Raw genomic sequence first — 14,698 nt, 5'->3', positions numbered from 1 at the left:
TCTTTGTTATAATAAGTAAGTTATTTTTTTAATTAGTTATAAAAATAAAAAAATGATATAATAAAATATAGGAAGATAAAAGAAAGGAAGTGTTAATATGTATATAAATACAAATATCAAGCTTCCACAGGAAATACTGCTTTCTTTAAGAGAAAGTAGTGAAAATATAGTACTAGAAATGAAAAAAACGATAGCTGTTAAATATTATAAAGAAAGGAAACTTTCCTTAGGCCAATGTTGTGAACTTGCAGAAATGAATAAAGAAGATTTTATTGAATATTTGGCACTTAATGAAGTATCTATTTTCAATTTAGAAGAAGAAGAGCTTTTTGAGGATATAAGAAATGCTTAAGGTAATAGCCAATTCTACTCCTATTATCGCTCTTGAAAAAATAGGCAAGCTAAATATTTTAAAAGAACTTTATGGAAAAATATATATACCTTATGGAGTTTATGAAGAAGTAATCATTGGAGGAAAGGAAAAGATAAATAATAACTTTATACAAAATAATGATTTTATTATAATTAAAGAAATAAAAAATGAAGAAGCTAAGAAGTTATTTCTAACAAGTCTCCATAAAGGGGAAGTTGAGGTCATGATTTTAGCAAGAGAGATGGAAGCAGACATATGTATAATAGATGATTTTTTAGCAAGAAAATATGCTAAATATTTAAACATAAGAATAACAGGAACAATGGGGATTTTATTGAAAGCTAAAGAATCTGGAATTATAAAAGAAATAAAACCATTGCTAGATAATTTAATTGAAGAACACATATACATTGATAAAAAGTTGTATAAGGATGTTTTACAAATAGCTAAAGAACAATGAAAATAGGGTCGATTGACCCTATTTTTTATCTATAGATATCTCTACCTGTATTATAATAATCCCCTGATTCTAAAGCTAAATTACCAGCTTTATCTCTTATATAGGTTAAGTCTGAAGAATTTTCTCCAACTACTCTTACGGAATAACCAGAAGTTACAGGTCTGTTTTCTATAGTTATAACTATTATACTTTTATCTGAAGATTTTAAAGATGTTCTGTAATCATCTCTACTTAATACATGTCCATCTGATAATCGAATGATTTCCAAATCTCTTTTGTATAGACCAGCACCTTCATCTTCTAAAGCTTCTGTAAAAGGTAATTCTATTTGGTTTCCGTAAACATTTAGGTTGCCAATATTAGACTTTACTCTAGGAGGTACTTTATCTACTAGAGAAAGGATAGTAGATTCTACTCCTGTGTTAATAGAAGTTTCCATCTTATTATTAGAGTTGATTCTTAAAGCACCTGATGGAATGCTGGTGTCATCGCTGTCATTTAAATGAATAGTTATTTCTGGTGAACCATCTACTACTACATCATAAATAGTTCTTCCTGTTATAGTAAAATCACTGGTTGAAGCTGATATTATTGGCTGATTAAATTTCACTTTAATCAAATTTGACTCTAATAAAACTCCCTGTCTACCAGAATTATCACCATAATAATCTATAGCTTTTGCTTTACCTGAGGAAGTTCCATCAAATTTAATTTTCATTAGTAAAGGATCTGTGTCATTTCCATTGATATCTTTTAATCCTCTAATATCTAATTCTGTTAAGTTTCCTGTTGTGCCTATAACTACCTTCTTATTATTTATTTGTTCAGGTAGGGTTATGGTTACTGATTTACCATCATTTCCAGGAGTAAACTGAGTATCCGTTGGTAAGTATTGCTGTCTTCCATCAAAATTCATTATATAGTTTTCTGGATTACCTACAGTAGTCATATCCATTTGTTTGCTAAAGTGAATTAGTATGTAGTTTCCATAGCCTGTATGGCTTATCATCTTTGGTTTTTCTACATCGTTCATATCTATTACAGCTGAGAAAGGGGCTACTGGATTTTTAAGAGGCGTAGTATCCGGAACTCCTTCAATAGTTAAAGTGTTTGATCCTACTGGTAGTGGACTATATAAAGACATAACGAATTCTCTACCAGAACCTTGTATGTCTTTAATACTTACAGTTCTTCCATCCTTATTCTTTATGGAATAATTAGATCTAGTTTTTCCATCTACATTTTTGCTGTAATAAACAGTTATAGATTTACCATCATCAGCCACTTTGTAGCTTAGTACTTCTGGGCTTGTTTTATCTATAACTGGAGTTACTTTTACTTCAGTCGATTTAATTTTATTGTCTGAGTAATCAGATACATTTTCAACATAGATTACATTTTCGCTAGTTGAAAGTCTATTATTAGAAAAATCAACAATAGCTTTGTTATCTACAAATCTAACATTATTTGCATATTTTTTTATAGATCCAGATTTCCAATAGAAATTATTCTTATTAGCCGAGCTAGGATCTATATCTTCATCGAATTCTATAATCACTTCTTCTAAAGTAGCTGAAGCATTTTTTATAGTAGGAGGTGTAGTATCCTTTACTACATCGAAGGAAATATCTTGATCTACAGATCTATGGCCTACATAGTCTTCTAAACCTGATACTGTCAAGGTATGCTTTCCTTCACCTAATCCAGAGTAAGATGAAAAATATATTAAAGTAGCAACATTATTTTCTAATTTAACAGTACCTGAAAATTTTTTTCCATCAACTTTAAAATTTGATGATGTAGCAGATTTAACAGGTTCTGAAAGTATAACTTTCATGCCTTTTGTCCCAAGTTGCTTAACTTCTAATACTTTCGGTATTTGGTTATCAAAGGCTTGAAATTCTTTATCTTTTATTTCTTTTTCCACACCACTGGTGGATTTAATTTTAAATGCAGACACTTTATATTTACCTTGTTGTGTCATAACTCCATTTAAAGTTAAAATTACCTTTGTATCATTATCTTCAAATCTTACATCTTTAATAGTTCCTGCAGTAGTAATATAATTGCTAGCAAAACTAGCATTAGACTTATCTACAGGCTGAGTAAAAATTAAAGCTATTTCTTTTAAATTATCTGCTTTCACTTCCGCTAAATCAAAAGGTAAAGCAGCAATAGTTACAGATTGAAAACTAGTATTTTGTGATCCACTAGTAAATCTATAGTGGTAAGTTCCTACTTGAAGATTATCAACTCTTAATGAGAATTTTCCATCTTCATCAACATTTACATCAATCATTTGTTCTCCAGTAGTTATTCCTGAAGAAGCTGGTCTTAAATGTAATTTTAAGGACTTAGCCCCTTTAGCAGTTCCTTCAAAGATTAAAGAAGTATTTTCAACTTTTACTTCAGCATCTACAGCCAATTGATCTGGTATATTAAGGTTTAAAACTTGAGCTAAAGTTAAGCTGCTGCCTTTTTTAGTTTGTCTTAGAGTGTTTATTGTCATAGCAGACATTTGACCTCTAGACAAATTACTCTTAGGATTACTTGTTAACCCTTCCATTAAACCAAGCTTTTCAGCTAATTCTGGGACATGATTCCATACTTTTACTTCTTCATCATATCCTAGAGTTCTAAGTAATACTGTTTGAAATTGTTGAACAGTAACAGTTTTGTTAAATCCAAATGTTTTATCATCCATTCCAGCAATTAGACCTTTATCTACAGCCCATGTAATATAAGGAATATAAAATTTTTGCTTATTTGTAAGGTCCTTAAATATATTTTTTCCCTGGAAATTTTTTGCTTTATTTTCTTCCTTATACAGTCTACTTATTAAAACTACCATATCTTGTCTTTTTAGGTTTTGATCCAACATTAAATCCCCAGTAGTGGAACCTTGCAATACGCCTATACTTTCTAAGATCTTGCCAGATTCACTAAAAAGATCTTTTTCTGTGTCTACGGCAAATACAGGAGCCAGTGCGGATAAAACTAAAGCTAAGACTATTGCTATTGATAATACTCGTTTCATTTATATCTCCCCTTTCTTGTATTCTACTACTATTATACTACAAAATAAGGTATTTAAATATTACAATCTAGTTACACTAAGATGTCCAGAAAAATTAATACTACTACGTTGACATATTATTTTTAATAAGATAGAATACTATAGTTATAGATTGTAGTATTCTTAAGGAGGTTGTAGAAAAATGCCTACTAAGTATATATTTGTTACGGGCGGTGTAGTTTCATCCCTAGGAAAGGGGATTACAGCAGCGAGTTTAGGGCAGCTTTTAAAGAGTAGGGGACTTAAGGTCACCATTCAGAAATTTGACCCCTATATAAATGTAGATCCAGGGACTATGAGTCCTTATCAACATGGAGAAGTTTTTGTAACCGATGATGGAGGAGAAACAGACTTAGATTTAGGCCACTATGAGAGATTTACGGATGTTAATCTAAATAAGTATAGTAATGTGACGGCGGGAAAAATATACTGGTCGGTTCTTAACAAAGAAAGAAAAGGGGATTACAATGGTAGAACTGTTCAGGTAATTCCACATATTACTAATGAAATCAAAGAAAGAATCAAAAGAGCATCCAAAGATAGAGAAGTAGATGTAGTTATTACAGAAATAGGTGGTACTGTAGGAGATATAGAAGGATTACCTTTTTTAGAAGCTATTAGACAGATTAAATATGATGTAGGTAAGGAAAATGTTATGTATATTCATGTAACATTAGTACCATTCCTTTCTAAAGCAGGAGAGCTTAAAACTAAACCTACACAGCATAGTGTTAAAGAATTAAGAAGCATTGGTATTCAACCAGACGTACTTATATGTAGGACGGAAATGCCTTTATCTGAAGACTTAAAAGAAAAGATTGCTCTTTTCTGTGATTTGGACTCTTCAGAAGTTATAGAGAATTTAGATGCAGATACTATTTATGAGCTTCCACTAATGCTTGAAAGAGAAGGCTTGCCTCAATTAGTAATAAATCATCTTAATTTAAAATGTAAGGAATTAGATTTAAGTGAGTGGAATGTTATTGTAGAGAAAGTAAAGAATTTAAAAGGCAAGGTTACTATAGCTTTAGTTGGTAAATATGTAGAACTTAAAGATGCTTATATTTCTGTAGCTGAATCCTTAAGACATGGAGCTATAGCTAATGGTGTAGACGTGGAAATTAAATGGATTCATGCTGAAGAAATAGATAATGGAAATTGTGATGATGTTCTTAAAGATGTAGACGGAATATTGGTACCTGGTGGTTTTGGAGACAGAGGTGTTGAAGGAAAAATTTGTGCATGTAGATATGCAAGGGAGAATAAGATTCCTTATTTAGGAATCTGCTTAGGTATGCAATTGGCAGTAGTAGAGTTTGCAAGGAATGTAGTTGGTTTAAAGGATGCTCATAGTTCTGAATTAAGATCAAATACGCCATATCCAGTTATAGATTTAATGCCAGAACAAAAAGATGTTGAAAATCTTGGAGGTACTATGAGGTTAGGATTATATCCTTGTAAAATAGCAGAAGAGACCTTAGCTATGGACGTTTATGCAGATGAAATTATTTATGAGAGACATAGACATAGATATGAGTTTAACAATGAATTTAGGGATAAATTAATTGAAAAAGGATTGATCATCAGTGGAGTTTCTCCTGATGAAAGATTGGTGGAAATTATCGAACTTAAAGACCATCCTTGGTTTGTAGGTGTTCAGTTCCATCCAGAGTTTAAATCTAGGCCAACAAGGTCCCATCCATTATTCAGAGAATTTATTAAAGCGGCAATTAAGTATCAAGAAAAATAAAAGATAATAAAAACTTCCTCTTTTAGTGTAGATACAAAAGAGGAAGTTTTTTTATTATAATATTTTATTCTGTTCTTATAGCTTCTAAAGCACTTAAATTCATTGCTCTTTTTGCTGGATAATATCCTGACATAATACCTATTACGATAGAGAAACCCATAGCTGCAAATATTAGCCATACTGGAATAATACTTATCTTTGCCGCTCCTCCTGTACCCATGAAATCTCCAAATTGGTTACTGAATTTATTGGCTACAAAGGATAATATTTCGCTAAAGATTACTCCAGCTATCCCACCTAGAAGACCAATCATAGCTGATTCGAATAGGAATAATCTTTTTATATCTTTTAAGGAAGCACCAATTACTTTCATTACCCCTATTTCTTTAGTACGTTCATAGATACTCATTACCATGGTATTAGTTATTCCTATAGCTGCTACTAATAATGATACGCCGCCTATTCCTCCTAGAACTGCCTGTATAATTCCAGCAGTTTTCTTCATTTCATTTAGCCAATCATTTAAGCTGAAAGCTTCATGGCCCATATCTTTTATTGTTTGCTGAACAGTTTGAACATTATTTATTTCATCTACTTTAACTAAAACTGTTTGGTAACCTTTTTCTTCACGTTTTCCTGATTGGGATTTATTACCTTCAATTCTTTCATTTTCTTTCATCATTTTTTGAACAACATTTATTGGCATATAAATATTCCAATCTTTTTCATAATCTCCTTCTTGAAGAATTCCAACAGTTTTTATTTTATATTCTTTGTATTTAGGTTTTTTTTCCCCGGGCATATCATAACCATAGTTTGAATCAAATGTAAAAAACATTCTATCTTTCATTAAGTCTATCTTTGGCTCTCTATAAGTTCTGGATTTAGGGTTATAGAAGTAATGTTTTACTCCACCACCAAATACTACGGATAAATCGTCGCCTTCATGCAGTAGACGACCCTCTCCGATTTTAAAATCAAATTCTTCCATTACCTTTGGGTCAACACCTTTAATATTTGCATAAGCTAGATATTTACCATTAACAATAGTTCCTCTAGCTTCTACCATAGCCGTTACTGCCGTTACGTGATCTAATTTTTTAAATTCTGCTATTGCTTTATCATCTAATGTAACTTTTTTCTTCTTTTTATCTTGAGATTGCTCAAAGCCGCCGTATCTTCCTCCTTTGCTAACAGTAATGGTATTTAAACTGCCCATTGAAGCTAACTGCTGCTTAAAAGCTTCACTCATACCAAAACCAAGGGACAACATTACAATAATGGAGCTAGTACCTATTATAACTCCTAATACTGTTAGAAAGGTTCTTAATTTTCGTCTCCACAGATTTTTAACTCCCATTCGAATTAAATCTATACTACTCATCTATAGCCATACCTTTCTTTTTCTTTTTCTTATAGAATACAAATCCTCCAGCTCCACCACCTATAATAACTAAAGAAATCCATAGCCATTTACTCTTTAAAAGTCCTTTGATTCCTCCTTTTTTATCATCCATTGGAGGCATATCGTCTGGGTTTTCATCCATTGGAGGCATTTCAGCTACATTTAAAGTAAATTCTTCTCTTACTTCTTGTTCTTTACCTGAGGAGTCTTCATAAGTGAAAACTACGGCACCTTTTAATTCACCAGCTTCATTAGGAATTACCATACCTTCAAAATATTCACTGTTACCGCTGTTGAAGTTACCTATATAAGAGCTTCCATTTTCTGTTTGGAAATCACCCTCTAATTTAACCATCATGTTGTATAAAGTTACCTTACCAGTATTATAAAATTCTACAGATATAGGAGTAGGTTGACCAATAAATGCTTCTGGTGAATAAGTAAGTTCTCCAGATTCTAGTTTTGATTTTTGTACTACGGGAACTCCTATTAGTTCTGTTGCAGTAAACTCTGTTCCGTCACTATCTTCATATTCAAAGTTAGCAGTTAGAGTATAAGTCTTAGCCTGAGCATCTGGAACAGTAAACATAGTAATCTTTTTCTCTATTCTTCCCTTAGGAGGAATACTATCGATATAGAAAGTATTACTACTATCTACTGGAGTAAATACACTGCCACCAGCACTATTACTTTCTTTATCTGTTTTTTCATCAGAAGTTAAAAATATTTTTATATTTTTAACAGCTTTTTGGCTATTAGTATTAAAGAAAGATAAATTCATTACAAAATTTTCGCCAGCATTTGTTATGTTTGGTTCAAAACTATATTTGTCTATAATAAGTTTTGGCTTACCTTTACCATCATCTCCAGCTTTTTCTACATATACTCCTACATATTGAGTAAGTTGGTATTTATTTTCACTACCTTGATTTAATTCATCTTCATATTCTATAGTTATATTAATTGGATAGTTCTTTGTAGTAGCATCAGGAGTAGGTGAAAATATAAATTCTAAGGATTCCTTTTCATTAGCAGGAATACTGTTTATCTTTTTAATGCTTGCAGTCTTAGGTACTACTGCTGGGTCTGAACTTTCAACTTTTACTAAAACATTACTTGCTTCTAATGAACCATTATTTCTTAAGTCAAATTTTAATACAAAATCTTTATTTGGTTTAATGGCAGTAGTAGGATATTGAAGATTTTCTATTAATATGTTTGAACTTTGGCCGCCTTTACCGCCTACGTTTATATATATTTTTTGCGTTTCCTTTATATCCTTTCCGTAGGAGAAAGTTACATCTAATTCATGACTGCCTTTTTTTATATTATTGGCAGCTTTCAAATTAAAGGATGCATAAGATACGGAACCACCTAGAACCCTGTTAATATATGCTGTATCTGATCCAGAAGCTATGTATAGTCCACCATCATTTTTTAATCCTTCAAGTTTTACTGTTACATCTTTAGCTTCTATAGAACCTTTATTTTCAAACATAATGTTTACTTTTACATTTTCTCCAGGACCTATTATTTCAGGTGTAGGATTTACTTTTTGAATTATTAATTTAGGTAATGTACTTTTGCCAGTAATTCTCACATAGATTACTTCTTCATAAGTACCATCATAATCATAAGCGTTTTTATATTTAAAACTTAATTTAATAGGATAATTTCCTGGTGCAGCATCAGGAGATATAGATAGATTAAGTTTTATACTTCGAGTAGAGTTTCCATCTATTTTAGGGATTGTTATAGAATTAGTTAAGTTGTTTACAGTAAAAGGTCCTTCTCCCTCAAATATCGGAGTTATTGAGACATTTTTAGCAGAGTAACCAGTATTTTTTACATTCATAGAAAGGGATATAGTACTTCCTGCATCCCCTTGTGGTATATCAGTATTTTCAATACTGAATATAGGTAATAGTTTAGATTTATCAAATTCTTCTTCTTTAGCCAAAACTGTTAATGGCAGTTGTGTTAATACTAATAGTAGTACTAGAATAGTACTCAAAAACTTTTTCATCTTTTAAGATTCCCCCTTAGCTAATTTTTCATTTTCTACAATTTTTTCAACATTTCCATCACGAACATATACAATTCTATGAGTATAATCCGAGATTTCTACATCGTGGGTAACTATAATTAGAGTTTGGTTGAACTCTTGCGCCATACCCGTTATTAAATTCATGATTTCTAAAGTAGTTCTAGTATCTAGGTTTCCTGTAGGCTCATCAGCGAAGACTATTTGTGGCCTACCTACAAAGGCTCTAGCTATACTAACTCTTTGTTGCTGTCCACCACTCATTTCTGAAGGTTTATGGTGAAGCCTGTTACCTAATCCTACGGCTTGAAGCATTTCTTTTGCCATTTTATCTCTTTTAGATTTAGGAACACCTCTAAAGGTAAGGCCTAAGCTGACATTTTCCATAGCAGATAGAGTAGGGATTAAGTTATAAGATTGGAATACGAAACCTATATATTGTTGGCGGAATTTTGCTAAATCTTTCTCACTCATCTTTTCCAAGTGATGTTTATTGATTATTATTTCCCCCCGAGTAGGTTTTTCTAAACCTGCCATCATGTTTAGAAGCGTAGATTTACCTGAACCCGATGTTCCCAGCAGACATATAAACTCTTCTTTTTCAATAGAGAGGGATATGTCATTTAGAGCCACGATTTTTTCATCGCCCATTTTATATACTTTTCTTACGTTGTTTAAGACTATTAAATCTTCCAAAAAGGAATTCACCTCCCTAAAATAAGCTATTATCCAGTTTTATTGTACCATAGTATTTAATCATTAAAAAGTTACAATATGATTAAAATATACCATATAACTATTAAATTTAGATTAATTAATTCTTACATTTTTGTAAGACATGGAAAATAGGTAGACATGTATTAATTATAGCTTATTTATTGAGCTACATCTAGGAAAGAAATGATTTTAATAAATTTATTATTGTAACCTAGAATTTAAAAAATTCTTTAATACATTAACTTGTATAATTAATATCAACATATATGGTTTAGGAATATAACTTATGATATAATGAATTTGACTATAATAGTAATGGAGGTATAGAAGATGGGAAAAGCTATGATTAGAGTAAGAATGAGTTCAGGAGATGCCCATTATGGCGGTAATTTAGTTGATGGTGCAAAAATGTTACAATTATTTGGAGACGTAGCTACGGAATTACTTATAATAAATGATGGGGACGAAGGTCTTTTTGTAGCTTACGATAAAGTAGAATTTACTGCCCCAGTATATGCAGGAGACTATATCGAAGCAGTTGGAGAAATAACTAAAGTAGGTAATACTTCTAGAAAAATGACTTTTGAAGCTAGAAAAGTTATTGTTCCAAGACCAGACATAAATGATTCAGCCTGTGACGTATTAGAAGAGCCAATAGTAGTTTGTAGAGCAGAAGGAACTTGTGTTGTTCCAAAGGATAAAATCAGAAAATAATTTATAAATTCAAAATATTATTTATAGGAGTGATATTTATGGATAAATTGATTATAACAGCAGCTATATGTGGTGCAGAGGTAACCAAAGAACATAATCCAAACGTTCCTTATACAGTAGAAGAAATAGGTAGAGAAGCAGAATCTGCATATAAGGCTGGAGCAAGTATTATTCATTTACATGTAAGAGAAGATGATGGAACACCAACTCAAGATAAAGCAAGATTTAAAGCGTGTATAGATGAAATATTAAAAAGATGTCCAGATGTTATCATTCAACCTTCCACAGGCGGAGCAGTAGGTATGACAGATGAAGAAAGATTACAACCAACTGAATTAGGGCCAGAAATGGCTACACTAGACTGTGGTACTTGTAACTTTGGTGGAGATGAAATATTTGTAAATACTGAAAATACAATCAAGAATTTTGGCAGACTTATGATTGAAAGAGGAGTTAAACCTGAGATAGAAGTATTTGACAAGGGTATGATAGACTATGCTATTAAATATGCAAAACAAGGGTTTATCAAGGAACCTATGCATTTTGACTTTGTATTAGGAGTACAAATGGCTGCAACAGTAAGAGATTTATCCTTTATGGTGGACAGTATACCAGCAGGTTCTACTTGGACTGTATCAGGAGTTGGTAGACATGAGATGCCATTGGCAGCAGTAGGAATAGCAATGGGTGGACATGTTAGAGTAGGCTTTGAGGATAACGTATACATTGAAAAAGGTGTACTTGCTAAATCAAACGGAGAATTAGTAGAAAAAGTAGTGAGAATAGCTAAAGAATTAGGCAGAGAAATAGCTACTCCAGATGAAGCTAGGGAAATTCTAGGACTAAAAAAATAAACATTAAATAATACCGGGGATGATATTCTCGGTATTATTTAATAAAGTCATCAGTTCTCATTCCAAAATTCAATCTATGATTAAAGGGGCTGATCATGATTGCTCAATTAAAAGAGGAAGAATTGTTTGCATGTATTTTAAGGAACATAGACATTGGAATAAGCGTAATTGATGAAAATGGGTTATTTGTTTATTATAATGAAACTATGGAAAAGATAGAAGGAATAAAAGCAGAAGAAGTAATTGGCAAGCATGTCCTTGAAATACATACCAATTTAAATGAAAGTTCTAGTACACTGCTTAATTGCTTGAGGACAGGCAAAAGAATCAATAATCGGATAAAAGTACAGGTAAATAAACATGGAGAAGTAATTTATTTAGTTACAACCAATGTTCCAATAATAAAGGAAGATAAAATTATTGGAGCTATAGAATATGTTAAAAATGAAAATTCTTTTGGTGAACTTTATGATTATCTTGATAAAAAGCATAAGAATCATAAAAAAGAAGTAAAAGAAATTAAAGATAAAGACATAATAAAAGGTTATACCTTTGAAGATTTTTTAACTATAGAAAAAGAGCTGATAATTCTTATAAATAAAATAAAGGATATGGCTTTATATGATTATAATGTTTTTATATCTGGAGAAACAGGAACAGGCAAGGAGATAATTGCCCAAAGTATACATAATAGAAGTCAGAGAAAAAATAAACCTTTCATTGCCCAAAACTGTGCTGCAATACCAGAGAATTTATTAGAATCTATATTTTTTGGAACGGATAAAGGCAGTTTTACTGGAGCGGTAGATAAAATGGGACTGTTTGAACAAGCAAAGGGAGGAACACTTCTATTAGACGAATTGAATTCTCTTCCTATATATCTACAGGCAAAATTATTAAGGGTTTTGCAAGAAGGATATATTAGAAGAATTGGAGGAACAGAAGATATACTGGTAGATGTTAGAGTAATAGCTACAATCAATGAGAAACCAGAACTTCTTATTAAAGGAAATAGACTTAGAGAAGATTTATTTTATAGATTAGGTCCAATCTATATCAATATTCCTCCTTTAAGAGAAAGAAAGGCAGATATAGATTATTTAACTAAAGTCTTTATTAAAAGAGAAAGTAAATCTATAAAGGTGAAAGAACCTATCTTATCTAAAAAAGTAAAACAATACTTTAGAGATTATTCATGGGTTGGCAATGTAAGGGAATTAAAAAATGTTGTAAAATATATAATATTAAATTCAGCCTGTAGTGAAGTAGTCGATATAGACTATTTACCTTACTATATGAAAAATAATCTTATAGATAAGAAGATACATGATTTAAATTTAGAAGATTTAGATTATCAGGATAAAGTAATAGAATTTGAGAAAGTTATTATAAACGATGCATTGAAGACAACAAAGGGTAATGTGTCAGAGGCTTCAAAGTTATTAGGAATTAAACGACAAACTCTTCAATATAAAATAAAAAAATGGCAAATAGAATAGTTGCCAATATATTAGCAATTGCTAATATATTGGCAACTTTTTTATAACCCATAGGAAAGTCCTATTTTTCCTTAATTTAGACTTTCCGTAATGGGTTTCAAAAAAGGCTTCCTTAATATATCAATGTTTCAATAGAAGCCTTTTTTATATGCAAAAAAGTAGTTTTCATTATAAAAATTATTTAAAAATAAAATAAGTGCTGATATATTGGCAAAAAAATCGAAAATTCTCTAAGATACTTTAATATAAAAAAGAAGATTCCCTTTCTATGCACCTTTGATGGTTTCGAAGTATTGGGCATAGTTATTGCAATACTATGAGGATATATATAAAAATCATTAAAGGAGGAAATAAAATGAAAGAAGCTAGGAAACCTCGACTATGGGAAGCCTTGGTACCCGTATTAGGAATGATGCTATTAATTGTAGTAGGAATTTTGAAATTTGAGTTAGAGCCCCATATACCAATTGTTTTGGCTTGTTTTCTTGCAGCAGTTATGGCGAAGAAGGTTGGACATACTTGGGACAACATACTAGGAGGCATGCTTGAAAGTATTAATAGAGCACTAGAGGCACTTATTATTGTTATGATTGTAGGAATGTTAATTGGAAGCTGGGTATCATCGGGTACAGTTCCAGCAATGGTTTATTATGGTTTAGGATTAATTTCTCCTAAAATATTTTTGCCAACAGGTGCAATACTTTGTGCCGTTGTATCCGTTGCAACAGGAAGCGCTTGGACATCAGCAGGTACAGTAGGTATAGCACTTATGAGTATAGCAGAAGGCCTTGGAATTAATCCAGCCTTAGCAGCTGGAATGGTGATCTCAGGTGCATATTTTGGGGACAAGTTATCACCTCTTTCAGATAGTACAAATGTTGCTGCTGCTACAGCAGAAACTCCTTTATATGATCATGTCGGGGCAATGATATCTACAACCTTGCCAAGTTTTGTTATAGCATTGATTATCTATGCAATTGTTGGAATAAGAATGGGTACTGGAAACTTTGACCCTAGCAGAGTAGAATTAATTAGAAGTACTATATTGAAGAATTTTAATATAAATCCATGGCTTATGCTGCCACCACTGTTTGTAATCTTTGCAGCAGTTAAAAGGATTCCAGGAATACCATCTTTATTAGCAGCTACAGGATTAGGCGGTTTATTTGGAATGATTTTTCAAGGAAGAGGATTGGGAGAAGTACTTCAAACTTTTCACCATGGATTTAAAGGTGAAACAGGAGTTGAAGTAGTAGATAAGCTGTTAAATCGTGGTGGTGTGGAGTCCATGATGTGGACTATATCCTTAATAATATTTGCTCTAGCATTTGGTGGAATATTAGAAAAATCAGGTTTTACAGAAGCTATATTAGGTAGAATTGTTACTAAAGTTAAATCTATAGGCGGCTTGGTTACTTTGACAATAGTGACAGGGATAATATGTGATTTTATTCTTACAGATCAATATCTTTCTATAATAGTACCTGGGAGAATGTATGCTAAAGCTTTTGATGATAGAAATCTAGATAGAAAGTTTTTATCAAGAACCTTAGAAGACGGTGCAACTCTATGGTCAGCTTTATGTCCTTGGAATGGATGCGGAGCATATCAAGCTGCAACTCTTGGAGTGTCAACATTTTCTTATTTACCTTATGCTTTTTTAAATATAATCAATCCTATTTTAGCAATAATATTTGCTTACATGGGAATTGCCATTTTCTATAAGGAAAAAGATGGTATAGAATCAATTAAAGTAGATTAATAGTTATTTTAATTATATAGCCCCAAAGGATTTGGGGCTTTAAA

The 14,698-nt window shown here is 31.6% G+C and carries 11 protein-coding genes; 7 read left to right on the top strand and 4 right to left on the bottom strand.

Features of this window, described 5'->3' with window-relative positions; translation table 11 throughout:
* The first annotated feature begins 97 nt into the window (after positions 1-97).
* Complete coding sequence (locus KQI42_RS02040) at positions 98-352, top strand: UPF0175 family protein (RefSeq protein WP_216516205.1); 255 nt, start codon at positions 98-100, stop codon at positions 350-352.
* Positions 345-833: a PIN domain-containing protein gene (locus tag KQI42_RS02035; protein ID WP_216516204.1), complete on the top strand. Its 489-nt coding sequence runs from the start codon at positions 345-347 to the stop codon at positions 831-833. The genes KQI42_RS02040 and KQI42_RS02035 overlap by 8 nt, the downstream gene beginning before the upstream one ends.
* 25 nt (positions 834-858) lie before the next feature.
* On the opposite strand, the gene KQI42_RS02030 is transcribed toward KQI42_RS02035, so the two are convergent.
* Positions 859-3,870, bottom strand: coding sequence for an S-layer homology domain-containing protein (locus tag KQI42_RS02030; RefSeq protein WP_216516203.1), 3,012 nt, complete (start codon positions 3,868-3,870; stop codon positions 859-861).
* A 181-nt stretch (positions 3,871-4,051) separates the two neighbouring features.
* Here KQI42_RS02030 and pyrG point away from each other — a divergent pair, with 181 nt between their 5' ends.
* Positions 4,052-5,659 carry a CTP synthase gene (pyrG, locus tag KQI42_RS02025; protein WP_216516201.1) on the top strand — a complete coding sequence of 536 codons (1,608 nt, stop codon included), beginning with the start codon at positions 4,052-4,054 and terminating at the stop codon, positions 5,657-5,659.
* Positions 5,660-5,723: 64 nt separating this feature from the next.
* Here pyrG and KQI42_RS02020 read toward each other — a convergent pair whose 3' ends face one another.
* Genes KQI42_RS02020 through KQI42_RS02010 form a run of 3 tightly spaced genes read right to left on the bottom strand, consistent with a single transcriptional unit; the run spans position 5,724 to position 9,804 of the window.
* Positions 5,724-7,043, bottom strand: coding sequence for an ABC transporter permease (locus KQI42_RS02020; protein ID WP_216516199.1), 1,320 nt, complete (start codon positions 7,041-7,043; stop codon positions 5,724-5,726).
* Positions 7,036-9,090 carry a COG1361 S-layer family protein gene (locus KQI42_RS02015; RefSeq protein ID WP_216516197.1) on the bottom strand — a complete coding sequence of 685 codons (2,055 nt, stop codon included), beginning with the start codon at positions 9,088-9,090 and terminating at the stop codon, positions 7,036-7,038. Before KQI42_RS02015 ends, KQI42_RS02020 begins: the two co-directional genes overlap by 8 nt.
* A 3-nt stretch (positions 9,091-9,093) precedes the next feature.
* Positions 9,094-9,804, bottom strand: coding sequence for an ABC transporter ATP-binding protein (locus KQI42_RS02010; protein ID WP_246565998.1), 711 nt, complete (start codon positions 9,802-9,804; stop codon positions 9,094-9,096).
* 351 nt (positions 9,805-10,155) lie between these two features.
* Here KQI42_RS02010 and kal point away from each other — a divergent pair, with 351 nt between their 5' ends.
* The 4 genes from kal (at position 10,156) to nhaC (ending at position 14,654) form a co-directional block, all read left to right on the top strand.
* The gene (kal, locus tag KQI42_RS02005) at positions 10,156-10,539 is read left to right on the top strand and encodes a 3-aminobutyryl-CoA ammonia lyase (protein ID WP_216516196.1); all 384 of its coding nucleotides are present in this window, start codon (positions 10,156-10,158) and stop codon (positions 10,537-10,539) included.
* A 38-nt stretch (positions 10,540-10,577) separates the two neighbouring features.
* Positions 10,578-11,393 (top strand): 3-keto-5-aminohexanoate cleavage enzyme, encoded by an 816-nt coding sequence (kce, locus tag KQI42_RS02000; protein WP_216516195.1) that lies wholly within the window; start codon positions 10,578-10,580, stop codon positions 11,391-11,393.
* Between the two features lie 95 nt (positions 11,394-11,488).
* The gene (locus KQI42_RS01995) at positions 11,489-12,892 is read left to right on the top strand and encodes a sigma-54 interaction domain-containing protein (protein ID WP_216516194.1); all 1,404 of its coding nucleotides are present in this window, start codon (positions 11,489-11,491) and stop codon (positions 12,890-12,892) included.
* A gap of 355 nt (positions 12,893-13,247) precedes the next feature.
* Positions 13,248-14,654, top strand: coding sequence for a Na+/H+ antiporter NhaC (gene nhaC, locus KQI42_RS01990; RefSeq protein ID WP_216516193.1), 1,407 nt, complete (start codon positions 13,248-13,250; stop codon positions 14,652-14,654).
* Positions 14,655-14,698: the final 44 nt, after the last annotated feature.

Origin of the sequence: Tissierella simiarum, assembly GCF_018917865.1 — a bacterium.
Lineage (GTDB): Bacteria > Bacillota > Clostridia > Tissierellales > Tissierellaceae > Tissierella_C > Tissierella_C simiarum.
Note: the sequence above shows the minus strand (reverse complement) of the source record. Positions and strands in the feature narration are given on the sequence as shown.